This window comes from Streptomyces sp. NBC_00209 (assembly GCF_045206345.1).
Lineage (GTDB): Bacteria > Actinomycetota > Actinomycetes > Streptomycetales > Streptomycetaceae > Streptomyces.
In genome coordinates this window covers 2,728,207-2,754,439 of record NZ_CP108121.1, presented here as the reverse complement: position 1 = coordinate 2,754,439, position 26,233 = coordinate 2,728,207, and the positions used below count along the sequence as shown (strand labels likewise).

General features: G+C 71.9%; 30 protein-coding genes and 1 pseudogene. 19 read left to right on the top strand and 12 right to left on the bottom strand.

Annotated elements, in window-relative coordinates; genetic code table 11:
• Positions 1 to 19: 19 nt before the first annotated feature.
• The 6 genes from OG867_RS12145 (at position 20) to OG867_RS12120 (ending at position 6,218) form a co-directional block, all read left to right on the top strand.
• Positions 20 to 967: an ATP-binding cassette domain-containing protein gene (locus tag OG867_RS12145; RefSeq protein ID WP_406284938.1), complete on the top strand. Its 948-nt coding sequence runs from the start codon at positions 20 to 22 to the stop codon at positions 965 to 967.
• Positions 964 to 2,478 (top strand): ABC transporter permease subunit, encoded by a 1,515-nt coding sequence (locus OG867_RS12140; protein ID WP_406284936.1) that lies wholly within the window; start codon positions 964 to 966, stop codon positions 2,476 to 2,478. The genes OG867_RS12145 and OG867_RS12140 overlap by 4 nt, the downstream gene beginning before the upstream one ends.
• Positions 2,475 to 3,248, top strand: coding sequence for an ABC transporter permease (locus OG867_RS12135; RefSeq protein ID WP_406284934.1), 774 nt, complete (start codon positions 2,475 to 2,477; stop codon positions 3,246 to 3,248). Before OG867_RS12140 ends, OG867_RS12135 begins: the two co-directional genes overlap by 4 nt.
• A gap of 32 nt (positions 3,249 to 3,280) precedes the next feature.
• Positions 3,281 to 3,733, top strand: a complete 453-nt coding sequence (locus OG867_RS12130) for a hemerythrin domain-containing protein (RefSeq protein WP_406284932.1) — start codon at positions 3,281 to 3,283, stop codon at positions 3,731 to 3,733.
• A 101-nt stretch (positions 3,734 to 3,834) separates the two neighbouring features.
• Complete coding sequence (locus OG867_RS12125; protein ID WP_406284930.1) at positions 3,835 to 4,503, top strand: GAP family protein; 669 nt, start codon at positions 3,835 to 3,837, stop codon at positions 4,501 to 4,503.
• Positions 4,500 to 6,218, top strand: a complete 1,719-nt coding sequence (locus OG867_RS12120; RefSeq protein WP_406284928.1) for a SulP family inorganic anion transporter — start codon at positions 4,500 to 4,502, stop codon at positions 6,216 to 6,218. Before OG867_RS12125 ends, OG867_RS12120 begins: the two co-directional genes overlap by 4 nt.
• Here OG867_RS12120 and OG867_RS12115 read toward each other — a convergent pair.
• Positions 6,215 to 6,565, bottom strand: coding sequence for a hypothetical protein (locus OG867_RS12115; RefSeq protein WP_406284926.1), 351 nt, complete (start codon positions 6,563 to 6,565; stop codon positions 6,215 to 6,217). The genes OG867_RS12120 and OG867_RS12115 overlap by 4 nt on opposite strands.
• A gap of 237 nt (positions 6,566 to 6,802) precedes the next feature.
• Here OG867_RS12115 and OG867_RS12110 point away from each other — a divergent pair, with 237 nt between their 5' ends.
• Positions 6,803 to 7,843 carry a GDSL-type esterase/lipase family protein gene (locus OG867_RS12110; protein ID WP_406284924.1) on the top strand — a complete coding sequence of 347 codons (1,041 nt, stop codon included), beginning with the start codon at positions 6,803 to 6,805 and terminating at the stop codon, positions 7,841 to 7,843.
• A 133-nt stretch (positions 7,844 to 7,976) separates the two neighbouring features.
• On the opposite strand, the gene OG867_RS12105 is transcribed toward OG867_RS12110, so the two are convergent.
• From OG867_RS12105 to OG867_RS12095, 3 genes are all read right to left on the bottom strand, one after another.
• Positions 7,977 to 8,726: a class I SAM-dependent methyltransferase gene (locus OG867_RS12105; protein ID WP_406284922.1), complete on the bottom strand. Its 750-nt coding sequence runs from the start codon at positions 8,724 to 8,726 to the stop codon at positions 7,977 to 7,979.
• An 83-nt stretch (positions 8,727 to 8,809) separates the two neighbouring features.
• Positions 8,810 to 9,631: a helix-turn-helix domain-containing protein gene (locus tag OG867_RS12100; protein ID WP_406284919.1), complete on the bottom strand. Its 822-nt coding sequence runs from the start codon at positions 9,629 to 9,631 to the stop codon at positions 8,810 to 8,812.
• Positions 9,632 to 9,900: 269 nt separating this feature from the next.
• The gene (locus OG867_RS12095) at positions 9,901 to 10,326 is read right to left on the bottom strand and encodes an ATP-binding protein (protein ID WP_406284917.1); all 426 of its coding nucleotides are present in this window, start codon (positions 10,324 to 10,326) and stop codon (positions 9,901 to 9,903) included.
• Between the two features lie 160 nt (positions 10,327 to 10,486).
• Between OG867_RS12095 and OG867_RS12090 the strand changes: the two genes are divergently transcribed.
• The 3 genes from OG867_RS12090 to OG867_RS12080 all read left to right on the top strand — a co-directional run bounded on the left by OG867_RS12090 (position 10,487) and on the right by OG867_RS12080 (position 12,408).
• Positions 10,487 to 11,368: a helix-turn-helix domain-containing protein gene (locus OG867_RS12090; RefSeq protein WP_406284915.1), complete on the top strand. Its 882-nt coding sequence runs from the start codon at positions 10,487 to 10,489 to the stop codon at positions 11,366 to 11,368.
• Positions 11,365 to 11,571: a DUF397 domain-containing protein gene (locus OG867_RS12085; protein ID WP_406284913.1), complete on the top strand. Its 207-nt coding sequence runs from the start codon at positions 11,365 to 11,367 to the stop codon at positions 11,569 to 11,571. Before OG867_RS12090 ends, OG867_RS12085 begins: the two co-directional genes overlap by 4 nt.
• A gap of 201 nt (positions 11,572 to 11,772) precedes the next feature.
• Positions 11,773 to 12,408: an alpha/beta hydrolase gene (locus OG867_RS12080; RefSeq protein ID WP_406284911.1), complete on the top strand. Its 636-nt coding sequence runs from the start codon at positions 11,773 to 11,775 to the stop codon at positions 12,406 to 12,408.
• 114 nt (positions 12,409 to 12,522) lie between these two features.
• Here the strand turns inward: OG867_RS12080 and OG867_RS12075 are convergent, their stop codons facing one another.
• The 6 genes from OG867_RS12075 to OG867_RS12050 form a co-directional block, all read right to left on the bottom strand.
• Complete coding sequence (locus OG867_RS12075) at positions 12,523 to 12,930, bottom strand: hypothetical protein (protein ID WP_406284910.1); 408 nt, start codon at positions 12,928 to 12,930, stop codon at positions 12,523 to 12,525.
• 48 nt (positions 12,931 to 12,978) lie between these two features.
• Positions 12,979 to 13,269 (bottom strand): hypothetical protein, encoded by a 291-nt coding sequence (locus OG867_RS12070; protein ID WP_406284908.1) that lies wholly within the window; start codon positions 13,267 to 13,269, stop codon positions 12,979 to 12,981.
• Positions 13,266 to 14,147, bottom strand: coding sequence for a M20 family metallopeptidase (locus OG867_RS12065; RefSeq protein ID WP_406284905.1), 882 nt, complete (start codon positions 14,145 to 14,147; stop codon positions 13,266 to 13,268). Before OG867_RS12065 ends, OG867_RS12070 begins: the two co-directional genes overlap by 4 nt.
• Positions 14,148 to 14,204: 57 nt before the next feature.
• Positions 14,205 to 14,837 (bottom strand): hypothetical protein, encoded by a 633-nt coding sequence (locus OG867_RS12060; RefSeq protein WP_406284903.1) that lies wholly within the window; start codon positions 14,835 to 14,837, stop codon positions 14,205 to 14,207.
• The gene (locus tag OG867_RS12055) at positions 14,834 to 15,457 is read right to left on the bottom strand and encodes an RNA polymerase sigma factor (protein ID WP_406284902.1); all 624 of its coding nucleotides are present in this window, start codon (positions 15,455 to 15,457) and stop codon (positions 14,834 to 14,836) included. Before OG867_RS12055 ends, OG867_RS12060 begins: the two co-directional genes overlap by 4 nt.
• 120 nt (positions 15,458 to 15,577) lie before the next feature.
• A complete protein-coding gene (locus tag OG867_RS12050) occupies positions 15,578 to 16,126 on the bottom strand; it encodes a helix-turn-helix domain-containing protein (RefSeq protein ID WP_406284900.1) in 549 nt (182 codons plus the stop codon).
• A 35-nt stretch (positions 16,127 to 16,161) separates the two neighbouring features.
• Between OG867_RS12050 and OG867_RS12045 the strand changes: the two genes are divergently transcribed.
• Positions 16,162 to 17,424 carry an alpha/beta hydrolase family protein gene (locus OG867_RS12045; protein WP_406284898.1) on the top strand — a complete coding sequence of 421 codons (1,263 nt, stop codon included), beginning with the start codon at positions 16,162 to 16,164 and terminating at the stop codon, positions 17,422 to 17,424.
• Between the two features lie 9 nt (positions 17,425 to 17,433).
• On the opposite strand, the gene OG867_RS12040 is transcribed toward OG867_RS12045, so the two are convergent.
• Positions 17,434 to 19,557, bottom strand: coding sequence for an RNA repair domain-containing protein (locus tag OG867_RS12040; RefSeq protein ID WP_406284896.1), 2,124 nt, complete (start codon positions 19,555 to 19,557; stop codon positions 17,434 to 17,436).
• Positions 19,557 to 21,239 (bottom strand): annotated as a pseudogene (locus OG867_RS12035) (RNA ligase family protein). Before OG867_RS12035 ends, OG867_RS12040 begins: the two are co-directional and overlap by 1 nt.
• 650 nt (positions 21,240 to 21,889) lie before the next feature.
• Here OG867_RS12035 and rpsJ point away from each other — a divergent pair.
• The 8 genes from rpsJ to rpsC are packed head-to-tail and all read left to right on the top strand — an operon-like array spanning position 21,890 to position 26,231.
• Complete coding sequence (rpsJ, locus tag OG867_RS12030) at positions 21,890 to 22,198, top strand: 30S ribosomal protein S10 (RefSeq protein WP_003948644.1); 309 nt, start codon at positions 21,890 to 21,892, stop codon at positions 22,196 to 22,198.
• 14 nt (positions 22,199 to 22,212) lie between these two features.
• On the top strand, positions 22,213 to 22,857 hold the full coding sequence (rplC, locus tag OG867_RS12025; RefSeq protein WP_014154591.1) for a 50S ribosomal protein L3: 645 nt from the start codon (positions 22,213 to 22,215) through the stop codon (positions 22,855 to 22,857).
• A 4-nt stretch (positions 22,858 to 22,861) separates the two neighbouring features.
• Complete coding sequence (gene rplD, locus OG867_RS12020) at positions 22,862 to 23,512, top strand: 50S ribosomal protein L4 (protein WP_328901785.1); 651 nt, start codon at positions 22,862 to 22,864, stop codon at positions 23,510 to 23,512.
• A complete protein-coding gene (gene rplW, locus OG867_RS12015; RefSeq protein WP_018101226.1) occupies positions 23,512 to 23,835 on the top strand; it encodes a 50S ribosomal protein L23 in 324 nt (107 codons plus the stop codon). The genes rplD and rplW overlap by 1 nt, the downstream gene beginning before the upstream one ends.
• 38 nt (positions 23,836 to 23,873) lie before the next feature.
• On the top strand, positions 23,874 to 24,710 hold the full coding sequence (gene rplB, locus OG867_RS12010; RefSeq protein WP_018519294.1) for a 50S ribosomal protein L2: 837 nt from the start codon (positions 23,874 to 23,876) through the stop codon (positions 24,708 to 24,710).
• 12 nt (positions 24,711 to 24,722) lie between these two features.
• A complete protein-coding gene (rpsS, locus tag OG867_RS12005; protein ID WP_018101224.1) occupies positions 24,723 to 25,004 on the top strand; it encodes a 30S ribosomal protein S19 in 282 nt (93 codons plus the stop codon).
• Positions 25,005 to 25,044: 40 nt separating this feature from the next.
• Positions 25,045 to 25,392 (top strand): 50S ribosomal protein L22, encoded by a 348-nt coding sequence (gene rplV, locus OG867_RS12000; RefSeq protein WP_161308667.1) that lies wholly within the window; start codon positions 25,045 to 25,047, stop codon positions 25,390 to 25,392.
• A complete protein-coding gene (gene rpsC, locus OG867_RS11995) occupies positions 25,392 to 26,231 on the top strand; it encodes a 30S ribosomal protein S3 (RefSeq protein ID WP_328901786.1) in 840 nt (279 codons plus the stop codon). The genes rplV and rpsC overlap by 1 nt, the downstream gene beginning before the upstream one ends.
• Positions 26,232 to 26,233: the final 2 nt, after the last annotated feature.

Below are 26,233 nucleotides of genomic sequence, written 5' to 3'. Positions count from 1 at the left end.
TGCCTCCCAGGGTGTGGCCATGAGCGATGAGAGTACGAGCGCGACGATCGAGGTCATCGGCCTCCGTAAACGCTTCGGCGCCCGACTGGCCCTGGACGGGATGACGTTCACCGTGCGGCCCGGGCGTGTGACCGGCTTCGTCGGGCCGAACGGCGCGGGCAAGTCCACCACCATGCGCGTCGTCCTGGGCCTCGACGCGGCCGAGGACGGGGAGGCCCTGGTCGGCGGGGTGCCGTACCGCACCCTGCGCCGGCCGTTCCGGCATCTGGGGGCCCTGCTCGACGCCTCCGCGGTGCAGCCGGGCCGCACCGCCCGCAACCACCTGCTGTGGCTGGCCCACTCCCAGGGCCTGCCCGCCCGGCGGGTGGACGAGGTCATCGAACAGGCCGGCCTGGGCGCGGCGGCCCGGCGCAGGGCGGGCGGCTTCTCGCTGGGGATGCGCCAGCGCCTGGGCATCGCGGCGGCGCTCCTCGGCGACCCGCCGGTACTCATGCTGGACGAGCCGTTCAACGGCCTCGATCCCGACGGCATCGTATGGATGCGCGGCGTCCTGTCGTCGCTGGCCCGGGACGGCCGCGCCGTTCTGGTCTCCAGCCATCTGATGGGCGAACTGGAGGACACCGCAGATCACTTGGTGGTGATCGGGCGGGGCCGGGTCCTCGCGGACACCGCCGTCTCCGCGCTGCTCGCCGAGGCGTCCGGCGGCCGGGTCGTCCTGCGCACCTCCGCACCGGAGCGCGCCGCCGAGGCCCTGCGCGGCGCGGGCGCCACCGTGCTCGTCACCGGCCCCGACACCCTCGGTGTGACCGGCCTGGCCGACGAGGCGGTCGTGGCCCTGCTCGCCCGGACCGGAGTGCCGTTCTCGCAGGTGTCCGCGCACCGGGCGACGCTGGAGGAGGCGTACATGGAGCTCACCCGGGACGCGGTGGAGTACCGGGGCGTTCCGGCGGGGGAGGGCACGCGATGACCGCCATCCGCACGAGGCACACCGGCTTCCTCGCGACGCTGCACGCCGAGTGGACGAAGTTCCGTACGGTGCGGGGCTGGGTCCTCACCATGGCCGGGGCGCTCCTGGCGACGATCGTGGTCGGCCTGCTCGGAACGGCCGCCCCGGGCCCCGGCGGGCGCGGCGCCGACGCCTCGTACCCGAGGGGCCCCGGCGGCGAGGCCGTCAACGACAGCTTCTACTTCGTCCACCGGACGCTCACCGGCGACGGCACTCTCACCGTCCCCCTGCGGTCCCTCGCGGGTGTGGCCGACACCGGGGCCGGGAAGACGGCTCGCGGCGCCCAGCCCTGGGCCAAGGCCGGGATCATCGTCAAGGAGAGCCTCGCCCAGGGGGCCCCGTACGCGGCGCTCATGGCCACCGGCGCCCACGGCATCCGCATGCAGTACGACTACACGCACGACACGGCGGGCCCCGAGGCCCCGCAGCGGTGGCTGCGCCTGGTCCGCTCCGGTGACCGGCTCACCGGTTACGCCTCCGCCGACGGCTCCCGCTGGACCGAGGTCGGCCGGGCGCGGCTGCCCGGGCTCGCGCGCACCGTGCGGGCCGGGCTCTTCGCCACGTCACCGCAGGCGAAACAGGACACCGGGGCGGGCGCGGGCTTCAGCCCCGCCGTGGCCACCGGCACCTTCGGCCGCCCCGCCCTGACCGGCGGCTGGTCCCGGACCCCGTGGCGCGGCACGCAGGTGGGCGGCGACGCGGGCACCTCCGGCAGCTACACGGACACCCTCAAGGGCGGCTTCACCCGGACCGGCGAGGGGTTCGCCGTGACCGGGGCCGGTGACATCGCGCCGGTCGTCGGCGGACCCGTGATGGGCGTCGGCTTCTCCGTCGAGAACTTCCTCGTCGGCACCTTCGCCGGGCTGATCGCGGTGATCGTCGTGGCCACGGTCTTCATCACCGGCGAGTACCGGCGGGGTCTGCTGCGTACGAGCATGACGGCCACACCCCGGCGAGGCCGGGTGCTCGGCACCAAGGCGCTGGTCGCCGGGGGCGTCGCGGGTGCCGTCGGGCTGGTCGCCGCGGCAATCGCCGTCCCCCTCGGGGCCAGCGGTGCGCGCGGCAGGGGTTTCCTCGTCTTCCCCGTCACGACGGCGACCGAACTGCGGGTCGTGGCCGGGACCGGCCTGCTCTGCGCGGCGGCCGCCGTACTCGCTCTCGGCGTCGGCGCGCTGCTGCGGCGCAGCGGGACGGCGGTCGCGCTGGTCGTCGCGTCGCTGGTGCTGCCCTTCCTGCTCGCCGTCTCCGGTGTGCTGCCCGCGGGCGCCGCGGAGTGGCTGCTGCGGGTGACCCCGGCCGCGGGCTTCGCCGTGCAGCAGACGCTGCCGCGGTACGCGCAGGTGCTCAGCGTGTACGAGCCGTCGACCGGGTACTTCCCGCTCGCGCCGTGGGCGGGGCTCGCCGTGCTGTGCGGGTACGCGGCGCTCGCGTACGGGCTGGCCGTGGTGCGGGTGCGCGGGAGGGACGTATGAGCGCCCTGCGCGCGGAGTGGACGAAGCTGCGCACGGAGGGGGACCTGGGGAGGCTGCTCCTGCTCGCCGTCGCGCTGACCGCGGCGGTCGGCTGCGGTACGGCCGGGGCCGTGAAGTGCCCGGACACGGGATGCGGCCGGGACGCCGTCAAGCTCGCCCTGACCGGCGTCACGGTCGGCCAGGCGGTCGTCACCGTCCTCGCGGTGCTGGCCGTCAGCGGGGAGTACGGGACCGGCATGATCCGTACGACGCTCACGGCGATGCCGGACCGGATGACCGTGTTCGCGGCCAAGGCGACGGTCCTCACGGCGGTCGTCCTGGCCTCCGGCACGGTGGCCGTTCTGGCCTCGCTCCTCGGTGGCCGCCTGATCCTGCCCGGCAGCGGATTCACCGAGGCGCACGGCTACGCCCCGTTGTCCCTGGCCGACGGCCCGACCCTGCGCGCGGCCGCGGGCTCGGTGCTCTACCTCGCCCTCGTCGCCCTGCTCGGTCTCGGCGTGGCGACGGCGGTACGGGATGCGGCGACCGCCATCGGGATCGTGCTCGGGCTGCTCTATGTCTTCCCGGTCGTGATCGGGGTGGTCCAGGACCCGGAGTGGCAGCGCCACCTCCAGCAGGTCTCGCCCATGACCGCCGGGCTCGCCGTGCAGGCCACGGTCCATGTGCGCGAGCTGCCCATCGGGCCCTGGGCCGGCTTGGGCGTGCTCGCGGCGTGGGCGGCCGCCGCCCTGCTGGCGGGAGGGCTGCTGCTGCGCGGGCGCGACGCGTAGCGGGCCGGTACGCGTGTGGCAAAGTGCCCCTTATGTGCCATTACTGCGGCTGCCGCGAGATCCCCCTGATCAAGGAGTTCATCGCGGAGCACGAGTCCGTCACGGACACGGCGGGCGCCGCCCTGCGTGCGCTGGACGACGGGGACCGGGCCCTCGTCCCGGACCTGGTCGCCCGCATGGAGCGGGAGCTCGTGGCGCACTGGCAGGGCGAGGAGCAGGGTCTCTTCGCGGTGATGAGCGCCGACCCGGAGTACGCGGACTACATCGAGGCGCTCGTACGCGAACACCGCGAACTCGGCGCGTTCCTCCGGGGGATCGACCTGAGCAGCGCCGAGGACATCGCCCGGCTGCGCGAGGCGGTGGCCGAGCTGCACCACCACATCGCCAAGGAGGAGGACGGCCTGTTCCCGGCGTCGCTCACGGCGTTGACCGGGGAGGAGTGGGACCGGTCGATGCGGGCGTGGCGGGAGGCGCATCCGGCGTAGTCGTCTCCGGGGGCACCCGTGTGGCCGCGCCCTGCGGGCGAGGGGCGGTGGGCGCGGTGCTCAATGGGAGGGCCGGGTACGCCGGGGCCGAGGAGGCACACATGGGTGAGGCGATCGGAGCGATGCTCACCTCGGCGGTGGGTATCGCGATCAGCCCGCTGCCGCTGATCGCGGTGATCCTGATGCTGGCCACCCCGAAGGGCCGGGCGAACGGCATCGCGTTCACCGTCGGCTGGGTGGCGGGTCTGGCGGCCGTCGTCGCCGTCGTCGTGGCGGCGGGCAGCGGACTGCAGACCGAGGGGGAGAAGCCCTCGTGGGCGTACTGGCTCAAGCTGGCCCTGGGCGCGCTGTTCGTGCTGATGGCGTGGAAGCAGTGGCGCGGCCGGCCACGCGAAGGACACGAGAGCGCGGCGCCGAAGTGGATGCGGGCCCTGGACCGGTTCACCGCGGTCAAGGCGGCCGGGCTCGCGGTCGCGCTGGTGGCCGCCAACCCCAAGAACCTGGTGCTGGCCGTCGGCGGTGCCGTCTCGATCGCGACCGCCTCCGCCTCGGGCCCCGGCAAGACGGTGGCCGCCGTGCTGATGGTGCTCATCGGCTCCTTGTGCACGCTGCTGCCCCTCGGTGTCTACCTGCTGGGCGGCAGTCGCTCGGCCCGGGTGCTGGGCGAGTGGAAGGAGTGGATGTCCGCCCACAACGCGGCGATCATGACCACCGTCCTCGTCGTGCTCGGCGTCAAGTACATCGGTGACGCGCTCGCCGGCCTCTCGTGACGCGGGCCGCCGCGAGCCGGGCCCGTCGTGCGCTCGCCGGACTGGGCCGGCCGAAGGCTTCGGACGCGGCCTCCGGGGCGGTGACCGGTCTGTTCTCGATCCCCGAGGGGATGGCGTACGCCTCGATCGCCGGGTTCAACCCGGTCGCCGGCCTGTACGCGGGCGTGGTGCCCGCGATCGTGGGCTCGCTGACCTCCCGTACGGTCCTCATGGTCACCACACTGACCAGCGCGATCGCCCTGACCTCGAAGAGTGTCCTGTCGGACGCGGGACTCGACCCCAAGGACGCCGGGAATGTGGCCATGCTGACCTTGATGGTCGGCGCGGCGATGCTGCTCCTGGGAGTTCTGCGGCTCGGCGCGGTCATGAGCTTCGTGTCGAACGCGGTGATGACCGGCTTCTCCACCGGCATCGCCCTGCAGATCATGACGGGCGTCCTGAAGGACGCGACCGCCTACACGCCTCAGGGCCACAACAAGCTCTACCAGCTCGGCGACTGGCTGGTGCACGTCGGGAGCTGGCAGGGCGCGGCGACCGCCACCGCCGCCGTCACGATCGCGATCTGGGCGGCGGCCAGAGCCGTCCAACGCCTCGAACCCGTCGCCCTGCTGATCGCGATGGTCGTCACCAGCATCGGGGCTGCGCTCCTCTCCACCGACGTGGAGCTGGTCAAGGACATCGCCGCCATCCCCATGGCCCTGCCCTCCTTCACCGCACCCGACCTGTCCGCCGTGCCGCACCTGATCGGCGGGGCGTTCTCGGTGGCGCTGGTCGCCCTCGCCCAGGCCGCGGGGATCGCGCCGTCGATGCCGAACCCGGACGGCACCCGCTCCGACGTCAACGGCGACTTCCGGTCCCAGGGGTACGCCAACCTCGCCGGTGGCCTGTTCCAGGCCATGCCGTCGGGCGGTTCGCTCTCACGTACCGGTGTCGCGGTCTCCGCCGGGGCCCGCACCCGCTGGGCGGGAGTCGTCTCCGGCGTCTTCCTCGCCCTGGTCGTCCTGGTGGCCGGGTCGCTCGCCGAGCGCATCCCGATGCCCGTGATCGGCGGGCTGATCCTGGTCGTCGGCGGCGAACTCATCTGGGGCAAGCGCCACGACATCCTCCTCGTCCTGCGTACCTCACGGATGTCGTCGGCGGCGATGATCCTCACGTTCCTGGCCACCACCCAGATCCCCCTCCAGCAGGCCATCGTGCTGGGCGCCGTCCTCTCTCTCCTGCTGTACTGCGCCCAGGCCGCGCGGCAGGCCGAGCTCGTCGCGCTGCGCCGCACCCCGGACGGCGCCGGTGGCCCCGGGAGCTGGGAGACCGCCGAATCGCCGACCGCCCTCGCACCGGGCACGGTCACCGTCCTGGAGTACGCGGGCTCCTCCTTCTTCGCCGAGCTGCCCAGGATCGAGAGCCAGTTGCCCGGGGTGGACGGGGCGCGCGGGGCGGTCCTCGTCCTGACCCTCCGCGTCCTGCCCGACGTGCCCTCCTCGGCGATGCTCAAGCTCCTCGACCGCTACGCCGCCCGCCTTGAGGGCCAGGGCGGCCGACTGATCCTGTGCGGCGTCGACCCCGCCCTTCTCCGGCTCCTGGAACGCTCCGGCATCGCCACCCGGCTCGGCCCCGGCGGCATCGTCCCCGCCGCGCCGCAGATCTTCGGCCCGCTGGAGACCGCGTACGCGGATGCGTGCCGCTGGGCGTCCGGGCGGCGGGCCGACAGCGCCTAGCAGGGCGAGCCGCAGTCGCTCGCCGCCTGTGGTCCGGCCAGGACGTCGAGGCCGACGCCGAGCGCGGCGAGTCCCGCGACGGCCGCCGTGAGGGTCAGCGCGGTGCGCCACCGGCCGCGTACGGCGGCGAAGGCGGCCAGGGCCGTGAGGGTGCCGCCGAGCAGGAGCAGGGGGAGGCCCAGGAACAGGACGGCGGTGTTGCGCTCGCTCTCGAAGGCGCCGGAGAGACTGCTCCGGCCGTACGGAAGCCAGGCCACGAGGCCCACGAGCGCGCCGATCGCCGCTGTGAGGAGCCCTGCGGTGCCGGTGAGGGCTTCGCGGCGGGGGGTCGTGTGTGCGGTGTCCATGTGGGGAGAGACGTCCGGCCGGGGCGGGAAGTTTCGGTTGGCCACACCCAGAAGCGTGGTGACCATCAGCGGCACGCAGTCCGGGGTTGTCGAGCTGCGCGAGCCCTGCGGACGCCTGGGGGTGAGGGTCCGGCCGTGCCGCGGTCGCTCCCCCTCAATTCGGTTGCGTCCAGGAGCGGAATGCCGGACGTTCAGCACTGATCCACCGATGCGCCAAGGGCGGAGAGAGGACAGCGGATGACTTCCGGAAGAGGGGGCCCGGGGCAGGCGGCCGCCGTGCGGAGTGCTGTGGGGCAGGTGCACACGGCAGGGCGCGTCAAGGACTGCGGGGAGACGTTGCAGTTCAGCTGGCCCGGGGTGTACTTCGAGGGCCGCTTTCGCGGGACCGGGGTCGGGGTGGTGCTCGACTGCGCGGCCGCCGACTACGACGTCCAGGTCGACGGGGCGACCGTCGCCACCCTGGTCACCCCCGGCGACACCACGTACTGGATCACCGGCCTGCGGGACGGCGAGCACGCGGTCCGGGTCGTCAAGCGGAACGACACCCCCGGGGAGACCAGCGCGTTCGGGGGCTTCGTCGCCGCGCCCGGGGGTGCCGTGCTGCGCAGGCCGGCGCCCCGGGACCGGCAGATCGAGTTCATCGGGGACTCCATCACGGTGGGCTACGGCAATGTGCCGCACACCGACGCCTGCGATCCGGAGCAGGTGAAGCGGAACACCAACAGCGACGTGAGCCACGGAGCTCTCACCGCCCGGCTGCTGGACGCCGATTACCAGCTCAACGGTTTCTCCGGCCTCGGCCTGGTGCGCAACGTCGCCGGCATCATCCCGGACATCACGTACCGGACCTACTACGACCGGGCCCTGCTGGACGTGGACGGCGACGTCTGGCAGAACCCGGGCACGTGGCGGCCCCGGATCGTGGTGGTCAACCTCGGCTCCAACGACTTCTCCGACCTCACCCCCGGTGAACCGTGGACGCCCGACGGGCTCGCGGTCGCCTACCGCACCGCCTACGACGAGTTCCTCCGGGAACTGCGGACGCGCTACGGCTCGGGCACCAGCCTCGTGGCCGTCGGCTTCGACAGGAACGCCGAGCACGTGCGGAAGGTGGTCGAGGCGCGCAACGACGCCGGTGACAGGGGAGTCCACTACTGGTTCCTCGACCAGGCGGGCCTGGACTTCCTCGGCTGCGACGGGCACACCTCGGCTCGCGACGACCGGCTGATCGCGGACCGGCTCGCCCCGTTCCTCAGGAGCCTGCCGACGGGGTGGTAGGAACTGGGGCGTGTATCGAGGCGTGATCCATCTGCGGGATTCGGCCTCGCTGCGAGGTGTGATCCGGTGGATCGTCGTGCGTCACGCGAGTGACCTGACCGTCACGAGCCGCAGGCGTCGGAGACTTGCCCGGTCAGTGCGGGCCGGCCGTCCTGTAGACGGAGACGTGGGAGCGCGACTCCGCGGTGAATTCCGCTCCCGTCCAGTCTGCGTGCCTGGACTCCAGCGTCATTCCGGCCAGCTCGGCCATGAGGTCGAGTTCAGCCGGCCAGATGTATCGGTGTGGGCTGCGAAACAGGCTCGCCTCACGGCTACTGTCGGCGTCGAACCCGAAGTGGTGCGAGACGACGTGCTGGCGCAGAACATCGTAGGTGTCGAGCCCGATATAGCCCGGCGCCGACCCGAAGACCACGCCCTGCTGACCTGGCGGCAACTTGCGAAGCTCGGGGACCCACAGCTCGATGACGAACCGCCCGCCTGGCGCGAGGTGGCGTGCGGCGTTTCGGAAACAGGCAACCTGCTCAGCCTGCGTGAGCAGGACCGAGATGCCGTTGTAGACGAGGTAGACGAGTTGGAACTCGCCCGGGACTCGTGCAGCGACCATGTCGCCGATGACGACCGGAATGGCCGCCTCGTCCGCTTGGGTGCGGAGCTGATCGACCATCGGCTGCGACAGCTCGATGCCACTGACCGGGACGCCGCGCTCCGCGAGCGGCAGTGCCACCCGCCCGGTCCCGATGGCGAACTCCAGCGCCCGCCCACCCCCGGTGAGCTCCGCCAGGCGGTCCACCGTCGGCCCCAGCACCTCCGATGCGAACATGCCGGTCCCGGGGGTGTCATAGTTCTGGGCGGCCTGATCATCCCAAATCTCACTTTGAAGCATAAGCAGCGATGATCGACCACCGCCCGAGGCGCGTCAACGCACTTTTGCCACAGCGGGGTTGAGGTCGCCACTGCGGGCTCCGGCTACGCGCCCCAGGCGGCTCGGTACGTGTCGGCCTCGCGGCAGTCCCGGCAGTGGCCGGGCTCCGGGGCGCGGAAGACGCGGTCGCAGCCGTCGCAGTCCTGGAGGGGGGCGGCTCCGGTGGCCGGTGCCGTCGCGTCGGGGAGCGGGGGAGGAAGGGACGCGGTCAGGCGGTTGCGGAGGAACCCGGCCGGGTTCCTGAGGGGCGTCGGCAGGTCGCTGGTCAGCGCGTGCTGGACGGCGGCGGGGTGCACATCGCGGTCGAGCCAGACGGTGACCAAGGGGGCGAGGCCGCTGATGTCCTGAGCGGACAGCGTGAGTTGGGGCGCGTGGCGGCGGAGCCCGGCGAGGAGTTGCGCGGCCGCCCGGTGCCGTGTCGCGACCGGGATGCGCGGTGGGGGCTGCCTGCGCGGGGCGGCGGGAGCCGCCGGTGCGGGGGTGGTGGGTGCGGGCTCCGTGGCGGTGGCGGTGGCGGTCGGGTGGTTGTACGACGTCGTACGGGTGACGACGCGCCCGTCCGGCAGGCGCAGGCGGTTGCGGTGCAGGTACCCGGCGGCCTCCAGCTCCTTCAGCGCGGCGGCGATGCGGGCCTCGCTCTCCGGGAAGCGGGCCGCGAGGAGCTTGATGCCGATCCTGGCGCCCGTGGGCAGCGACTGGATGTGCGCGGCGAGCCCGATCGCGGTCAGCGAGAGCTGCGCGTGCTGGACGAGGTGGTTGCCGATCACCGTGAAGCCGGAGATGTGGCGGACGTTGACGTGCTGGACGCCTGCGGCGGGGGAGCCGGAAGGGGCGCGAGAGGGCGCGATAACCTGCGGGGTAGCCATCAGGAAGTCTGCTTCTTCCGTGTTGGTCAGGCCCTCGGTGGAGATTGGCGTCTCGCCGGGGGCCGTCACGTTCTGTGGTGTTGTCGCGGCGAGCATATGCCAGCGAACCCGTCCCGAATCCAGCCCAGTTGCCCGAGTTCACTCGCGCGAGTGATGCAGGTCAAGACGGGGTGGGGTGGGTTTTGGTCTGGTTCTTTCCCGGGTTCTTTAAAAGCTTTATTACGTCGCGAAGGACCGCGACCCGGTGACCCGGGACGCGGTCGGGGGCGTCACGGTGCGAGGTCGAGCTCGGCCCAGACCGTCTTGCGCGGCACCGGTCCCTCCTCGACGCCCCAGCGGTCCGCCAGCGCCTCGACGATGAGCAGGCCGCGCCCGCTCTCGGCGTACGGGCTGGGGGCGTCGGGGACGGGGAGGCGGTCACTCCGCGTGTCCGTCAGCTCGATCCGCAGCCGCTGTTCCGGGCTGACGGTGAGGCTGAGCCGGAAGTCCCGGCCCTGCACCCGCCCGTGCGTGGCCGCGTTCGCGGCCAGCTCGGCCACGATGTGCGCGGCCGCCTCGGTGGGGAGCCCCCAGTCGCCCAAATGCGCCGTGGTGAGCAGCCTGGCGAGCCGTGCGCCCCGGCGCGTGGGGGAGAGCAGCACGGCGAACTGCCGGGCGGGAGCGGAAGGTTCGGTTCGGGTGATTTCTCGGTTCACGTCACTCAGGGTGGCCGTGGGCGCCTACCGTGAACAGTGACTCGGTGCTTACGTACGGTCATTGTCCCGAGCTTGTCCAGCGTTGTCCCCGCTGTACGGGGTGACGCCCGGGGGACGTACACGGTTGAGGAAGAACGGCACGCGTGGAAGCGGGGCACGGATGAGTGTGGACGAGATCGGTACGGACTGGCAGCCCGACGCCGGGGCGGACGAACCCGGCTGGGACGTCGATCCCGACGACGAGTCGGGCGTCGCGGTCATCGCCGCCGTGGGCCGCCAGATCAGGGCCTGGCGCGAGGCGGCGGGGCTTACGGCGGCGGAGTTCGGTACGCGGTTGGGGTACGGGGAGAACCTGATCTACAAGGTGGAGGGGGGTAGGCGGATCCCTCGGCCTGAGCTGTTGGACATGGCGGATGAGGTGTGCGGGGCGGGCGGGAAGATCGCCGCGATGAAGAAGGACCTGGCGGCGGTGAGATACCCGAAGAAGGTCCGGGACCTGGCGAAGCTGGAGGCGAGGGCCGTTGAGATGTCGCTGTACAGCAACCACAACATCCACGGCCTGTTGCAGACGCCCGAATACGCGCGAGCCCTGTTCGAGATGCGGCGTCCCGCTTACTCGCAGGACGAAGTGGAGCGGGTGCTTGCCGCGCGCATCGCCAGGCAGGCGATCTTCGAGAGGTCACCGGCCCCTGCACTCAGCTTCGTGCAGGAAGAGGTGACCCTGCGACGTCCCATCGGGGGCACAATGGTGTTGCGTGGCCAGCTCGAACGGCTCTTGGAACTCAGTGAGTTGCGGAGCGTCGAGATCCAAGTGATGCCGACCCATCGTGAGGACCACGCGAGCATGGAGGGCGGCGTCGAGGTGCTGAAGTTCGAGGACGGCTCAGCGGTGGGGCGGGCAGACGGCGCCTTTGCAGGTCGGCCGGTGTCTGAACAGAAGCAGATCAGGATTCTTGACCTGCGCTGTGGAATGATCCGGGCCCAGGCACTGCCGCCGCGCGAGTCGCGGGCCTTCATCGAAAGAGTGTTGGGAGAGACATGATTCGCGAGACCTCTGCCCGGGGTGCTGCCGGGCTGGAGTGGTTCAAGAGCAGCTACAGCAGCAGCAGCGAAGGGGACTCGTGCGTCGAGGTCGCGGCGGCGTCCGGCGCGGTTCATGTCCGCGACTCGAAGGACCTCTCCGTGCCGCAGCTCGCCTTCGGCGAGACCGCGTGGGCGGAGTTCGTTTCGTACGCTGCTGACTGAGGGCGCGCGTCAGGCAACGTTCGCCCTGTCGGCGAGGGCTCGGTTGAGTAGGCCCACCGGCAGGGTCGAGCCTTGCATGCGGAACGGAGTGGGCACATGTCGACCGTAGATGTCGCTGTGGTGAGCGGGCTTGTGTACGGAGCCAGTGGGCAGCGTGTGGACGTATATCGGCCTGCGACTGCGTCGGACGCTTCACCGAGTGTGCTGCTCTGGCACGGAAGAGGCCCCGACGAGCGGGACGTTCTCGCGCCGCTCGCGCGGGCCGTGGCGTCGCTGGGTGTGGTGTGCTTCGTCCCGGACTGGCGGCCGGACGCCGACGACGGTGGTCGGGCCCACCTCCGCGAGTCCGCCGTATTCGTCCGGCAGAACGCGGCCGCATTCGGTGGAGACGGCGGACGGATCGCGCTTGCCGGCTGGTCTCTGGGGAGCAAGGCCGCGATGGCCGCCGCCGTGAACCCTGGCGCACTCGATGGGTGGAGGCCCTGTGCCGTCGTTGGCATCGCCGGCGGCTACACCCGACCGGAACCACTGACGGGCCGCGCTCCGATGGACGAACTGGCAAGGGCCGATGAGTCGCTGCCGGCCATCCCGGTCCGGCTGGTCCACGGATCTGCTGATCCGGCCGTAGACGTCCAACAGTCCCGCCACCTTCATGCGGCCCTTCAGCAACGGGGATGGCCGACCTCGCTCGACGAGCCCGACACGGACCATGCCGGTGTGATCATGACCGAATACGATCCCGTGTCCCGCCGCTGCCGACCCAGCCAGGCCGACCACGCCGTACGGGCCGGAAGCCGGACAGCCTGCCTTATCTTCCGGGCCGCCCACGCGAGTTGAAACGGCCGGTGCAGGCGTTGCGCCGCTGCCCGCGATGCGCACCGGTCCCGCCGCTGTGTCAGTGAGCCGTGGGGCGAGTCGTCACGCGATGGGTCAGCGGATCGGGAATGACGCTTACGCCGTGGCCGATTCGGCGGTGCCTCCGAGGTGCTGGGCCGCGAGCGTCGTGACCTGGGCGGCCAGGTCCGACAAGGACGGCTCGCGCAGGGCAGCGGCGTGTGCGAGCCGGGCCACGTCGTAGTGCGGGTCGTCCGCGACCGACGCGGCGCGGACGTCCAGGTCGAACCGCCAGAACAGCGGAACCCCTGCGAAGCGGACGAACAGGAGGCGTCGGCGGTCGGAGCGATAGAAGTCCGGGAACCGCTCGTCCGGCACCACCCACGCGATGTCGACGTCGCTGAAGGCGTCCGCCGTGCCCGACCCCAGCGGGCCGGTCAGCTCCGCACGTGATCCGGGGCAGCACCTCTTCAGCGCGATGCACACCTCGTCGGCCAGGGCTGCACGGTCGGTCTCACTCGCCACGAAGCCCACCGTAGTGCTTCCCGATTCACCACCCGCGTGCGCGACCGATCAACGTCGTCCAGTCGTCAGTCGATGGGCCAGGAGACCGGCCATGGCGCGTACGCCGTGGCCGATCGCGCGTTCGTCGGCCGCGAACTCGGGGGAGTGCGGGGCGCCGTCGATGCCCGCGTCGGCGTTCGCGACGCCCAGGTAGAGCTGCGTGCCCGGGGCCTCGTGGGTGAACAGGGCGAAGTCCTCGCAGTTGTACGGCCATGAGGCGCGGGCCCACAACACGGACTCCGGGCCCATCGCCGTACTCAGGTAGTCCCCGGCCGCCGTGCTGAGGCCCGGGGAGTTCACGAGGGCCGGGAACGGGGCGTCCTGGAACTCGGCGCGTCCTCCGGCCGCCGCCGCGATCCGCGCGGCCTGCGCGCGTACCGCAGGCAGGTGCTCCTGCGGCCAGACGCGCAGGAGTACGCCGACGGCGGGCCCGGCTCGGTCCACGCGGCGACGGACACCGATTCCTGGCGGGCCGCCGCCGCTTCGGGGTCCAGGAGGGCGTGGAAGCCCGCGTGGTACTCGGTGACGTTCTGCGGGAAGTGGACCGTGCCGAGCGCCTCGACCTCGGCCGCGAGGGCCGCCGCGTCCTGGCCTTCCGGAAGGAGGATGCGGAGCTGGTCGAGGCCCGGCAGGCCGTGGCCCGGGGACACCGCGATCGTGCCGGTGGGGAACGGGCTGGTGTGCAGGGCGTGGAACTCACGGGGCGCGAGCCGCTGCACGAGGCCCGTGTCGAGCATCGCGCGGGCGCCCTGCAAGGGCTCCTCGGCGGGCTGGAACACGAAGACCAGCCGACCGCGTACCCGCTCCGAGGACGCGGCCAGCGTCCGCGCGATGCCGACACCGATCGCGGTGTGCAGGTCGTGCCCGCAGAGGTGCGCGACACCGGGCACGGTCGAGGCGAAGCCCTCGTCGTACACCCGGCCCGTACGCGGGAACGGCAGCACGTTCCGCGTCGCGTCCACGGCGTCCATGTCCGCCCGGTACGCGATCGTCGGCCCCTCGGCCGAACCGTCGAGCACGGCGACGACCCCGTGCCCCCCGACACCGGTCGTCACCTCCAGGCCCGCCGCGCGCAACTGCTCCGCGACGAGCCCGGCCGTCTCCCGCTCCTCGCCCGCGAGTTCGGGGCGACGATGGATCTCCCGACGGAGCGCTATCAGTTCCTCGTCCAGTGACATGAGGGCAAGGTGGCGAGTCGAGCCCCGGTGTGGAACCGAATTGCCACGGGCGCGAGTTCAGTCGCCCATGACGGGGGGTGGGAGCTGGTTGACGGGCCGGGGCTTGCACGGGGTGGCGGTGCCCTTGATCGCGGAGAACCACGCGATGTCGTTGTCGTGCTCGATCACCAGGGTGTCGCCGGGGCGGAGGGTGGCCTGCCAGTCGGTATCGGGGCCCCTTTTCTTCGTATCCGGCGGCGTCGAGGCCGGGATTCCGGGCATGCCCTTCGCCGGCTTCCCGATGTCGATCTTCATCGAGGGATCCGCGACGCCAGCCGGGGACTGGATGACCTCACCCCTGGGTTGGGTGCAGGCGGTTCCGTCGGGCGGGCTGTCGATGCTCACCAGTACTCCTAGCTCACGCACCCGTGTCACGAGTGCCTCCTGTTCTGTGGGGTCCGGTGTGAGGTCGTAGAGGGTTACGGTGACGCTGCCGTCTCCGTTCCGGTCCACGGCGTACGCCTTCGGCGTCGTGGGCGACCCGGGCAGCAGCACCGCTGCCACCGTCGCCGCGGTGGCCAGTCCGGCCGCGAGCGCGAACCGCGGTGCGGTGACCACGCGGCGCGGGCGCTCCGGGGCGGGCCGCGGTGCGCGCGCCTCGATCTCCCGCTTCAGCTCTTCGAGCAGCCGGTCCTCGAATGTCGCGTTCATGCTCGCTCCCCTGTCGCCGCGATGAGTGTGTCCCCGGCGAGAGCCGGTCCCGGCGCCGGTTCATCCGTGACGTCGCGGGCCGCCCCCCGCAGCGTCTTGCGCGCCCGGTGCAGCCGCACCCGGGCGGTCACCTGGCGGAGGCCGAGCGCCGAGGCGGCCTCCGGGAGCGTGAGCTGGTCCACGGTGATGAGCTCCAGCAGCGCGCGCTCGCCCTGCGGGAGGCCGGCGAGCGCGGCCAGCGCCCGGCGCCCGGCGGCCTCGGCGTCCAACTGCTCCTCCAGACGCGCGATGTCGTCCGCCTCCAGCAGCCTGCGACCCGCGATCCGGGCGCCCAGGGCGGCTTGGCGGGCGGTGCGGCGGGCCTCGGCGCCGACCAGGTTGCGGGCTATGCCGTACAGCCAGGCCGTCTCACTGCCCCGGCCCGGACGGTAGGAGTCCGCGGAGTCGATCGCGGCGAGGAAGACCTCCGCCGTCAGGTCGGCGACCGTGTGGGGGTCGGCGACGCGCCGGGCGACGAACCGGGTGATCGCGTCGAAGTGGCGCCGGTAGAACTCCTCGAAGAGGTCCGGATCGCGCGCTGCCGCCGCTGGTCCTACCTCGCCGCGGGTGTCGCTCGTCAAGGTGGTGTCTCCCCTCTTCCGGCCTGCCTGTCAGATGTATTTGGCAGTGGACGGGAAAGGCGTTACATGCGCATGACGCGACCGGGCCGATCCCGGTGGGTGCGCGCCTGTTGAGGTTCGCTACGCCCCGGTTTCCGGGGAGGGCGCTTCCACCGGGAAGTGGATCGGGCTGAGAAGGTACTGAGTCCGCTCAGGGCTCGGTTCGTTGGCGAGCTTCGGGGCGATGGCCGCGCGCAGGCCGCTGATCAGCTCCTCCAGTTCCGCCGGGCTGAGCCAGAGTGAGTGCTGGCGGTAGCCCACCCGGTCGGCCACGGGATCGGCCCCGTCGCGGTCGAGGTAGGCGGTGAACTCGGCCAGCAAGGCCGTCATCGCGGTGGTGAAGGCTCGCCGGTGGGCCTCCGGGGTGAGCGCGGCGACCGCCTCCGGGCCGATCGTGGCCCGGTCCTGGCGGAGCCGGTAGTGGCGCTCCACCGCGCCGCGCACCCTGTGCTCCTCGGCCACTTCCAGAATGCCCCCGGACGTCAGCAGGTCGATATGCCGGTAGACCGTGGCCTTGGACGCCTCCGGGACGCGGGCACAGAGCTGAGAGGTGGTCAGTGTCCGCGCTCCGCCCATCGCCAGGACGATCCGCAGCCGGATGGGATGGGCGAGAAGGTCCAGGGAGTCCACACCTCACCTTCTCACGGCTGCTACCTTTCTCATTCATGAGAATGGCTGAGGGTGGGGTGCCGGAGGCGGCACGTCGGTTCGCCGCACTGCTGCGGGCGGAGCGGTTCGAGGAATCGGTGGAGCTGTTCGCGCCTCCGCTGCGGGCGGCGGTCTCCGCCGAGCAGCTGCGGCTCGCGTGGGCGGCCGAGGCCGCCGGACGCGGCGGCCTCACGGCTGTCGAGGAGCCGGTGGCCGAGATGGACTCGGTGCGCGTGCGCATACCGGTGCTCTGCGCCGAAGGCGGGTTCGCCGTGGTCACGTCGGTCGGTGACGACGGTTTGTTGCAGGGGCTGCGCTTCGACACGCAGGGCGACACCGCGTGGGAGCCGCCGGGTTACGTGGACGAGTACCGGTTCACCGAGCGCGACGTCGTCGTGGGCACCGGACCGCTCGCGGTTCCCGGCACGCTCACCCTGCCCGTGGGCGACGGGCCGTGGCCCGCCGTGGTGCTGCTCAGCGGCGGCGGCGCGTTCGACCGGGACGGGAGCAGCGGCGCGAACAAGCCGCTGAAGGACCTCGCGTGGGGCCTCGCCTCCCGGCGAGTGGCCGTGCTGCGCTTCGACAAGGTGACCTTCGCGCACCCGGATCGTCTGCGGCCGGACTTCACGATGGCCGACGAGTACGTGCCTCACGCACGGGCCGCCGTCCGGCTGCTGCGGCAGCGGCCCGAGGTGGCCCCGGACCGGATCCACCTGCTGGGCCACAGCATGGGCGGCAAGGCGGCGCCCCGGATCGCCGAGGGCGACCCCTCGATCGCGGGTCTGGTGCTGCTCGCCGCGGACACCCGGCCGATGCACGAGGCGGCCGTCCGGGTGGCCCGTCATCTGGCGGAGCTGGAGCCCGGTCGGGCCGCCGACGCGATGGTGTCGGCCCTGGTCCGGCAGGCTGCCGCGGTGGCGGACCCGGGTCTCACGCCCGACACGCCGCCGGAGACGCTGCCGCTGGGGTTCTCCGCCTCCTACTGGCTCGACCTGCGCGCCTACGACCCGGCGGCCACGGCCGCCCGGCTGGACCGCCCGATGCTGATCATCCAGGGCGGCCGGGACTACCAGGTGACCGTCGCCGACGACCTCATGGGCTGGCGGCGGGCCCTCGCGGGGCGCCCGGAGGTGTCGATCCGCGTCCACGAGCGCCTCGACCACCTCTTCTTCGCCGGGAGCGGCCCGTCCTCCCCGGCCGGCTACGCGCGGCCCGGCCATGTGGACCCCGTGGTGGTGGATGAGGTGGCGAACTGGCTGACACGGTACGAGACCCCGTAGCGCCTGCCCTCAGGTGTCGCGTGGATGCGCCACCGGGTTCGGGCCGGGGCGCAGTGACGCCCCCTTCAGCCCGCGCAGCACCTCCGCCCCGATCTCCGCGAGGCGGTGGGTCTCCGGGGGCGTCGTGCCCAGGCCGATCGCGTAACCCGTGTGGTCGGGGGTCGTGATCGGGCGGGGCCAGACGCGGGTGTCCGGGGTGCCCGCGTCTGTGAGGGCGGCGGTGAGGGCGAGGAGGCGGCCTCGTAGGCGGCCCTCCTCGGGTGGGGCTGCCGTCGCGAGGGCCCACGTCGTGTGCTCGGTGAGGGTCGGCGGGGCGCAGAGCCGGTCCGGGGCCGTGTCCAGGAGCTCCCAGGCCCGGAACAGCTCCGCTGTCAGCACGTCGCGTCCTGCGGAGCTCACTTGGGTCGTGCAGGAGCGGACCGGTGCGGTCGGGGTGTACACCGTCACCGGGGCGTCCGTCGCCGGGCCCTCGCCCACCGGGTCTCGCCAGTCCCATGCCGCCCAGGTCGCGAAGAAGTCCCGGAGGCCGCCGCCCTCGTGGGCCGTACGGGCCGCGAGCGTCGCCCAGGCGATCCCCGGCAGGCCACCGCACGGGGCGGAGTCCAGGCCCCTGGCCGCCGCCCACTCCTTGACGCTCCGGGCCAGGGCGGTGAACGCCTCATCGCGCGGGAACGCCTCCGCGTCGCTCGCCGCGCTCAGGGCGATGGCCGCCGCCTCGCCCAACTCCGCTCGGCGCGCCACCGCTTCGGCCGGGGGCAGGGTGCCCGTCGCCACGGTGACCAGGTCCACCCGCAGGCCGTCCACGTACCACCGCAGGCCGGGGACACGGGCCCCGCTCACCTCGCGCAGGTCCCGCGCCTCCGGGAAGGCTTCGGCGAGCCGGTCCCGTACGCCCGTGACCTCGGGGAGCGCCGCCACCAGGTCCAGGTCGGCGCCGGGGCGCGCGCAGCCCATGCGCCGGGAACCGACGAGGTGGACGTGCGCGTCGGGGAGGGCGGCGGCGACGCGTTCCGCCACCTCTTCGGCGTGCGGGGAAGCCGCGCTGAGCCCCACCCGTACCCCGTAGTGATCCGACACATGCAGTCCACCGGGCCCGGGCTCTTCCCCGAGCAGGGTCGCCCCACACGCCCGCAGCCGGTCCGTACGCAGCAGCACCCGGTCCAGGCGGGACACCCGGCCCGAGAGGGACGAGATCGCGGCCAGCGGGTTGGCCGACGGGTCGAAGGTCGGGGTGTCGTCGGCGGGGCCGTGCACCTCCGTCCACGCGTCCGTCATCGCCAGACGTGTCTGCGGGTGGTCGCCGCCGTCGTTGAAGTCGCCGACGAGCAGCAGTTCGCCCGCCACGTTCGCCAACCCCGTCGCGAGGTCCGCGAGTTCCGCCTCCCGGCGGGCCGCGCCCTCGGGGGAGTGGTCGCTGCTGAGGTGCGTGACGGCCACCGTGACCGGGCCGTCCGCCGTCTCCACCACCGCCGCCGCGACCGCCTTGTGCGGGCCCAGCACATGCACCGCCGCCTCGCTCACCGGCAGGCGGCTGAGCAGCAGCAGGCCGTGGTCCGGGACGTCGTGACCGGCCGGGTCGGTCGCGAGGGTGTAGTGAGCACTCACCCACTCGCACCCCAGCAGCAGCGTGAGCAGCGCGGGCTCCACCTCCTGGAGCGCGATCACGTCCGCGTCCGCCGCCCGCAGCGCCTCGGCCAGCAGGGGGCGGCGGCGCGCGGTGTCGATGCGGTCGCTGTCGTAGCGGTCCCAGAGGGTGTTCCAGGTGAGGACCGTCAGCGGACCCGCCGGGCCGGGGGCCGTGGCCGCCGCCGGTTCCCAGGTGCCCGTCGCGGGGGAGTACGCGTGCGGGGTTCGCGCCGTGAAGTACGGGGAAGGCAGGCGGCGCGCCTCCCGTATCCGGCCGGCGTCCGTCGCGTCGATGCGGTCCGTGCCCGTCGCCCGGTCCCAGACCACCTCGCCGTCCGCCTCGAAGAAGAGGACCCGGTGCCAGGGGATGTCGCCGCCCGGCGTGAACCGGTCCAGCGGCACCCGCTTCGGCCCCCGGCCGCGCTGCGCCACGCCCAGCACGAAGCGCGCCGGATCGAAGCGGGCGTCCCAGCGGACCCGGTGGTAGATCTCCTCGCTCGTACGCATCAGGCCCGGTCCTCCACGGTTCCGCTGGTGCCGATGTACCAGGTGCGGTGCGCCTGGCCGGGGTACGGGGGTACGAACCGGTGCAGCTGCGACGCCAGCACCTGCGGGGGTACGGGGTGCTCCCGGCGGCCGTTGCGCGCGGCCAGCTCCGCCTCGCCGATCCAGGCCACGGCGTGCGTGACCAGGGCGTCGCGGCGGCGGGCGACCGCGTGGACCAGGGAGCGCTGGTGCGGGTTGAGCGAGGTGGCGTCCCAGACCACCGTCGCGCCGGGGACGAGGGCCGCGTCCAGCCGGTCCAGGCCCTCGCGCAGCACGTCCCCGTTGGCGCTCTGGTCGGCGCGCGAGCCCCGGGCCAGGCGGAGATCGTCCAGCGAGAGGTACGTGGCGACCCCCGGCAGCCCCCGGGCGAAGGTGCTCTTGCCGCTGCCCGAGGGCCCGGCCAGCTGGACCAGGCGCGGGAAGTCCCCGGACCTCCACCGCCAGGTCGCGGCGACCGCCTCCTCGGCGGTGGCGACGCGCCCGTCCGCGTACGCCTCGCGGGCCTGCGCCAGGCAGCGCGCCGCGGCCTCCGGCCCGAGGTCGGCGAACGCCTCGGCGAGCCCGTCCGGCTCCCGCACCTCCTCCGCGTGCAGCGCCGACCACTCGACCTGTTCCCGCGCCTCGGGGGTCTCCGCCAGCGCCCCGGACACCGCGTGCAGCACGGGCAGGTCGGCGGCGAGCGCCATCCGGGCGAGCCCGGTGCGCCGCTCCTCGTCGGGGTAGGGCCGGTGCAGCCCGGGGGCCAGGCCGACGAGGTCCGCGACGCGGCGGGCGAGCGGCATGCCGATGCGGCCCGCGAGAGCCGGGGCCACGGCAGTGCGGCGGGTGCCGTGCAGCAGGGCGGCGAGGACACCGGCGAGGCGGTCGTCCCCGGTGCGGCCGAGGGCGTCCAGGGCGTGGGCGGCGGCGAGGGCGTGCTCCGGCCCGCCTTTTGGCTCCGGCCCGCCCTCCGGACCGGCGCCCACCGCCGCCGCCAGTGCCGTTGGGTCGACGGGCGCTCCGGACCGTACGGACCAGAGCGCCGCCCCCGCACCGAGCCCGTTCTCCACGACCTCCGCGTGCATCCAGTGCGTATCGGTCACCACGTGCCCCGGGCGCACCCACTTGCCGACGGCGCGCCCGAACAGCGCGGCCGGGAAGCTCGCCGCCGGCCGGACGACCTACCCCTCCTGCCGCCCCGTATCCGGCTTCAGCGCGCGCAGCGCCTTCGCGTCGAACACCCCGCGCCACAGCACCGGCGGCGCCGGGACACCCAGCGAACGCAGGAACTCCACGGTCCGGTCCCAGCCCAGGCAGCGGTCGCCGTCCCACACGGAGAACCCGTAGAAGTGGCTCTCCAGCGCGTCGTACGCCAGGGAGTGCCGCGCGAACATGTTCTCGCCGCAGATCCGCCACCCCTGCGGAATACGGGCGCCGACGCGGGCTTGGAGGGCCTTCACCCAGGTCCGGGACGGGTGGTGCGCCGAGTCCAGCGAACGGGCGTGCAGCCCGTCCGCGTACAACGTGGTGTTCTCGCCGTCCAGCTTCTCGGTGACGACGACCTCGGTTCCGGCCAGCACCGCCAGGTCGGTCATCCGCACGTCGTCGGACGTGGCCCCGGGCGACCAGGGCAGATGAGGCGTCCGTGGATAGTGCGTCCGCATGATCTTCCGCCCCCGTGCCGTCGCCGTATCCGGTCGGAAACTGTAGGGGCGGGGGCCCTGCGCGTACGAACGAATTACGCGGGTGGGTCAGTGCGGCAGCGCAGCCCCGAACGCGTCGCCGTCGGCGCCCGCCGAGAAGCCGAGGTCTGCCTCCGCGAGCGCGGTGGCCGACTCCAGGGTGTCGGCCCCAAAGGGGTCAGGTCAACGACGACCCGCACCTGAGCGGAAGGCGCCGCGAGGCTCCCGATCCGTGCCCGCGTTTGACCAGCCACTCGGCCGGGGTAAGATTCCCGGCCCGATTGGCCAGGCTCCCAGCCCGTATGGCACACTAGCCAGGTTGCTCGGTTGAGTGTCAATGCTGCGCGCCTCCCGCCGGGAGGACCGGAAGCGAGTCCCACAGTACTCGTCGGCCCCATGCGGGCCGGACGTACGGGAATCTTTCGGGAAGCGTAAGTGGGTCACCGGCCAGGCGCCCGGTGGGGTTCCACCCCCGGCAGCGTGGTCTTCGGCCCGCACCCCCTTGGTTGGGAAATCCTTCGGGATTTCTGCGTAGAGGGGATGCGACACGCCCGACCGCGTGGGTCGGAGGTGGGGGATACGAGAACCTCGGGTTCCAGAGCGTTAAACGAGAGACAGGACTACTAGTAGCCATGGCGGGACAGAAGATCCGCATCCGGCTCAAGGCCTACGACCACGAGGTCATCGACTCCTCGGCGAAGAAGATCGTCGAGACGGTGACCCGCACTGGTGCGTCGGTCGCGGGCCCGGTGCCGCTGCCCACTGAGAAGAACGTGTACTGCGTCATCAAGTCGCCGCACAAGTACAAGGACTCTCGCGAGCACTTCGAGATGCGCACGCACAAGCGCCTCATCGACATCCTCGACCCCACCCCGAAGACGGTTGACTCGCTGATGCGCCTCGACCTGCCGGCTGGCGTCGACATCGAGATCAAGCTCTGAGGGGACGGGCCGAGATGAGCAAGAACATCAAGGGCGTCCTGGGCGAGAAGCTCGGCATGACCCAGGTCTGGGACGAGAACAACCGGGTCGTCCCGGTGACCGTCGTCAAGGCCGGTCCGTGCGTCGTGACGCAGGTCCGCACGAACGACAGCGACGGCTACGAGTCGGTCCAGATCGCCTTCGGCGAGATCGACCCGCGCAAGGTGAACAAGCCCCTCAAGGGCCACTTCGCCAAGGCCGACGTGACCCCGCGCCGCCACCTGGTGGAGCTCCGCACCCCTGACGCCAGCGAGTACACGCTGGGCCAGGAGGTCACTGCCGAGGTGTTCGAGTCCGGCGTCAAGGTTGACGTCACGGGCAAGAGCAAGGGCAAGGGCTTCGCCGGTGTCATGAAGCGTCACAACTTCAAGGGCCTCGGCGCCGGCCACGGCGTCCAGCGCAAGCACCGTTCCCCCGGTTCGATCGGTGGCTGCGCCACCCCTGGGCGTGTCTTCAAGGGCATGCGCATGGCCGGTCGCATGGGTAACGAGCGCGTCACCACCCAGAACCTGACCATCCACGCGGTTGACGCGGAGAAGGGTCTGCTGCTCATCAAGGGCGCGGTCCCCGGTCCGAACGGCGGCCTCGTCCTGGTCCGTACCGCGGCCAAGGGGGCTTGAGGTAATGAGCACCATTGACATCCTTTCGCCGGCAGGCGACAAGGCCGGTACCGTCGAGCTCCCCTCGGAGATCTTCGACGCGAAGACCAGCGTTCCGCTGATCCACCAGGTCGTTGTCGCGCAGCTGGCAGCTGCCCGTCAGGGCACGCACAAGACCAAGCGTCGCGGCGAGGTCCGCGGTGGTGGGCGCAAGCCGTACCGCCAGAAGGGCACCGGCCGCGCGCGCCAGGGTTCGACCCGTGCGCCGCAGTTCGTCGGCGGTGGCGTCGTCCACGGCCCGCAGCCGCGTGACTACTCGCAGCGCACCCCGAAGAAGATGAAGGCCGCCGCCCTCCGCGGTGCCCTCTCCGACCGGGCGCGTCACTCCCGTATCCACGTCGTCACCGGCGTGGTCGAGGGTGGAGTCTCCACGAAGGCCGCCAAGACGCTGTTCGGCAAGATCTCGGAGCGCAAGAACGTGCTCCTGGTCGTCGACCGCAGCGACGAGGCCGCGTGGCTCTCCGCACGCAACCTGCCCCAGGTGCACATCCTGGAGCCGGGCCAGCTGAACACGTACGACGTGATCGTCTCTGACGACGTGGTCTTCACCCAGGCCGCCTTCGAGTCCTTCGTGTCTGGCCCCCAGACCGCTGAGACCGAAGGGAGCGACGCCTGATGAGCGAGGCGACCGTTACCAGCAAGACCTACGACGACCCGCGCGACGTTCTCGTCAAGCCGGTTGTCTCGGAGAAGAGCTACGCGCTGCTCGACGAGAACAAGTACACGTTCATCGTCGCGCCGGGCTCCAACAAGACCCAGATCAAGCAGGCCGTCGAGGCGGTCTTCTCGGTCAAGGTCACCGGGGTCAACACGATCAACCGCCAGGGCAAGCGCAAGCGCACCAAGAGCGGTTTCGGCAAGCGCGCTGACACCAAGCGCGCCATCGTGACCCTCGCTGAGGGCGACCGTATCGACATCTTCGGCGGCCCGACCTCCTAGTGAGGCCGAGTCGTCCGGAATCGGACGAGGACTGAGAAATGGGTATCCGCAAGTACAAGCCGACGACCCCGGGCCGTCGTGGCTCCAGCGTCGCCGACTTTGTCGAGATCACGCGGTCCACGCCGGAGAAGTCGCTGGTCCGCCCCCTGCACAGCAAGGGCGGCCGTAACAACACCGGTCGTGTGACCGTTCGCCACCAGGGTGGTGGCCACAAGCGCGCCTACCGCGTGATCGACTTCCGTCGTCACGACAAGGACGGCGTGCCGGCCAAGGTCGCGCACATCGAGTACGACCCCAACCGCACCGCGCGCATCGCGCTCCTGCACTACGCGGACGGCGAGAAGCGCTACATCATCGCGCCGCGTGGCCTGGCGCAGGGCGACCGTGTCGAGAACGGCCCGGCCGCCGACATCAAGCCCGGCAACAACCTGGCGCTGCGCAACATCCCGGTCGGTACGACCATCCACGCCATCGAGCTGCGGCCCGGCGGCGGCGCGAAGTTCGCCCGCTCCGCGGGTGCCTCCGTGCAGCTGCTGGCGAAGGAGGGCACCATGGCCCACCTTCGTATGCCGTCGGGTGAGATCCGCCTGGTCGACGCCCGCTGCCGCGCCACCATCGGCGAGGTCGGCAACGCCGAGCAGTCGAACATCAACTGGGGCAAGGCCGGCCGCATGCGGTGGAAGGGCGTCCGCCCGACCGTCCGTGGCGTCGTGATGAACCCGGTCGACCACCCGCACGGTGGTGGTGAGGGTAAGACCTCCGGTGGCCGTCACCCGGTTTCGCCGTGGGGTAAGAAGGAGGGTCGTACTCGTTCGCCCAAGAAGGCGTCGAACAAGTACATCGTCCGCCGCCGCAAGACGAACAAGAAGCGCTAGGAGCGGGTTTAGATGCCGCGCAGTCTCAAGAAGGGGCCCTTCGTCGACGGCCACCTCGCCAAGAAGGTGGACGTACAGAACGAGGCCGGCACCAAGAACGTCATCAAGACCTGGTCCCGTCGCTCGATGATCGTCCCGGCCATGCTGGGTCACACCATCGCGGTGCACAACGGCAAGATCCACGTCCCGGTGTTCGTCACCGAGTCGATGGTCGGCCACAAGCTCGGCGAGTTCTCGCCGACTCGCACCTTCCGCGGCCACGTCAAGGACGACCGGAAGTCGAAGCGCCGCTAACGCGGGGTGACTGACTATGACTTACACCGAAGGGACAACCATGGAAGCCAGGGCCCAGGCGCGGTACATCCGCGTCACGCCCATGAAGGCCCGCCGAGTGGTGGACCTCATCCGTGGCATGGATGCCACGGAGGCTCAGGCGGTCCTGCGTTTCGCCGCGCAGGCCGCGAGCGTGCCGGTGGGCAAGGTGCTCGACAGCGCCATTGCCAACGCCGCGCACAACTACGACCACCCCGACGCGTCTTCGCTGGTCATCAGCGAGGCTTACGTGGACGAGGGTCCGACCCTGAAGCGGTTCCGTCCGCGTGCTCAGGGCCGCGCCTACCGGATCCGTAAGCGGACCAGCCACATCACCGTGGTCGTCAGCAGCAAGGAAGGAACCCGGTAATGGGCCAGAAGGTCAACCCGCATGGGTTCCGGCTCGGCATCACCACGGACTTCAAGTCCCGCTGGTACGCCGACAAGCTGTACAAGGACTACGTCAAGGAAGACGTCGCCATTCGTCGCATGATGACGAAGGGCATGGAGCGCGCCGGCATCTCGAAGGTTGAGATCGAGCGCACCCGCGACCGCGTCCGCGTCGACATCCACACCGCTCGCCCGGGCATCGTCATCGGCCGCCGCGGCGCCGAGGCCGACCGCATCCGCGGCGAGCTGGAGAAGCTGACCGGCAAGCAGGTCCAGCTGAACATCCTCGAGGTCAAGAACCCCGAGGTGGACGCTCAGCTGGTGGCCCAGGCCGTCGCCGAGCAGCTCTCCTCGCGCGTCTCCTTCCGTCGTGCCATGCGTAAGAGCATGCAGAGCACGATGAAGGCCGGCGCCAAGGGCATCAAGGTCCAGTGCGGCGGTCGCCTCGGCGGCGCCGAGATGTCCCGCTCGGAGTTCTACCGCGAGGGCCGTGTGCCCCTGCACACGCTCCGCGCGAACGTCGACTACGGCTTCTTCGAGGCCAAGACGACCTTCGGCCGCATCGGCGTGAAGGTCTGGATCTACAAGGGCGACGTCAAGAACATCGCCGAGGTCCGCGCCGAGAACGCTGCTGCCCGTGCGGGCAACCGCCCGGCCCGTGGCGGCGCTGACCGCCCGGCCGGCCGCGGTGGCCGCGGTGGCGGCGAGCGTGGCGGCCGCGGCCGCAAGCCGCAGCAGTCGGCTCCGGCCGCCGAGGCCCCCAAGGCCGAGGCGACCACCGCTGCTCCGGCTGCTGAGAGCACCGGAACGGAGGCCTGACC

Bases quoted from the DNA above. Each gene is read 5' to 3' on its own strand.
- OG867_RS12145 (WP_406284938.1), top strand. From the start codon at position 20: ATGAGCGATGAGAGTACGAGCGCGACGATCGAGGTCATCGGCCTCCGT.
- OG867_RS12140 (WP_406284936.1), top strand. From the start codon at position 964: ATGACCGCCATCCGCACGAGGCACACCGGCTTCCTCGCGACGCTGCAC.
- OG867_RS12135 (WP_406284934.1), top strand. From the start codon at position 2,475: ATGAGCGCCCTGCGCGCGGAGTGGACGAAGCTGCGCACGGAGGGGGAC.
- OG867_RS12130 (WP_406284932.1), top strand. From the start codon at position 3,281: ATGTGCCATTACTGCGGCTGCCGCGAGATCCCCCTGATCAAGGAGTTC.
- OG867_RS12125 (WP_406284930.1), top strand. From the start codon at position 3,835: ATGGGTGAGGCGATCGGAGCGATGCTCACCTCGGCGGTGGGTATCGCG.
- OG867_RS12115 (WP_406284926.1), bottom strand. From the start codon at position 6,565: ATGGACACCGCACACACGACCCCCCGCCGCGAAGCCCTCACCGGCACC.
- OG867_RS12110 (WP_406284924.1), top strand. From the start codon at position 6,803: ATGACTTCCGGAAGAGGGGGCCCGGGGCAGGCGGCCGCCGTGCGGAGT.
- OG867_RS12105 (WP_406284922.1), bottom strand. From the start codon at position 8,726: ATGCTTCAAAGTGAGATTTGGGATGATCAGGCCGCCCAGAACTATGAC.
- OG867_RS12100 (WP_406284919.1), bottom strand. From the start codon at position 9,631: ATGGCTACCCCGCAGGTTATCGCGCCCTCTCGCGCCCCTTCCGGCTCC.
- OG867_RS12090 (WP_406284915.1), top strand. From the start codon at position 10,487: ATGAGTGTGGACGAGATCGGTACGGACTGGCAGCCCGACGCCGGGGCG.
- OG867_RS12085 (WP_406284913.1), top strand. From the start codon at position 11,365: ATGATTCGCGAGACCTCTGCCCGGGGTGCTGCCGGGCTGGAGTGGTTC.
- OG867_RS12065 (WP_406284905.1), bottom strand. From the start codon at position 14,147: ATGTCACTGGACGAGGAACTGATAGCGCTCCGTCGGGAGATCCATCGT.
- OG867_RS12060 (WP_406284903.1), bottom strand. From the start codon at position 14,837: ATGAACGCGACATTCGAGGACCGGCTGCTCGAAGAGCTGAAGCGGGAG.
- OG867_RS12045 (WP_406284898.1), top strand. From the start codon at position 16,162: ATGAGAATGGCTGAGGGTGGGGTGCCGGAGGCGGCACGTCGGTTCGCC.
- OG867_RS12040 (WP_406284896.1), bottom strand. From the start codon at position 19,557: ATGCGTACGAGCGAGGAGATCTACCACCGGGTCCGCTGGGACGCCCGC.
- rpsJ (WP_003948644.1), top strand. From the start codon at position 21,890: ATGGCGGGACAGAAGATCCGCATCCGGCTCAAGGCCTACGACCACGAG.
- rplC (WP_014154591.1), top strand. From the start codon at position 22,213: ATGAGCAAGAACATCAAGGGCGTCCTGGGCGAGAAGCTCGGCATGACC.
- rplD (WP_328901785.1), top strand. From the start codon at position 22,862: ATGAGCACCATTGACATCCTTTCGCCGGCAGGCGACAAGGCCGGTACC.
- rplW (WP_018101226.1), top strand. From the start codon at position 23,512: ATGAGCGAGGCGACCGTTACCAGCAAGACCTACGACGACCCGCGCGAC.
- rplB (WP_018519294.1), top strand. From the start codon at position 23,874: ATGGGTATCCGCAAGTACAAGCCGACGACCCCGGGCCGTCGTGGCTCC.
- rpsS (WP_018101224.1), top strand. From the start codon at position 24,723: ATGCCGCGCAGTCTCAAGAAGGGGCCCTTCGTCGACGGCCACCTCGCC.
- rplV (WP_161308667.1), top strand. From the start codon at position 25,045: ATGGAAGCCAGGGCCCAGGCGCGGTACATCCGCGTCACGCCCATGAAG.
- rpsC (WP_328901786.1), top strand. From the start codon at position 25,392: ATGGGCCAGAAGGTCAACCCGCATGGGTTCCGGCTCGGCATCACCACG.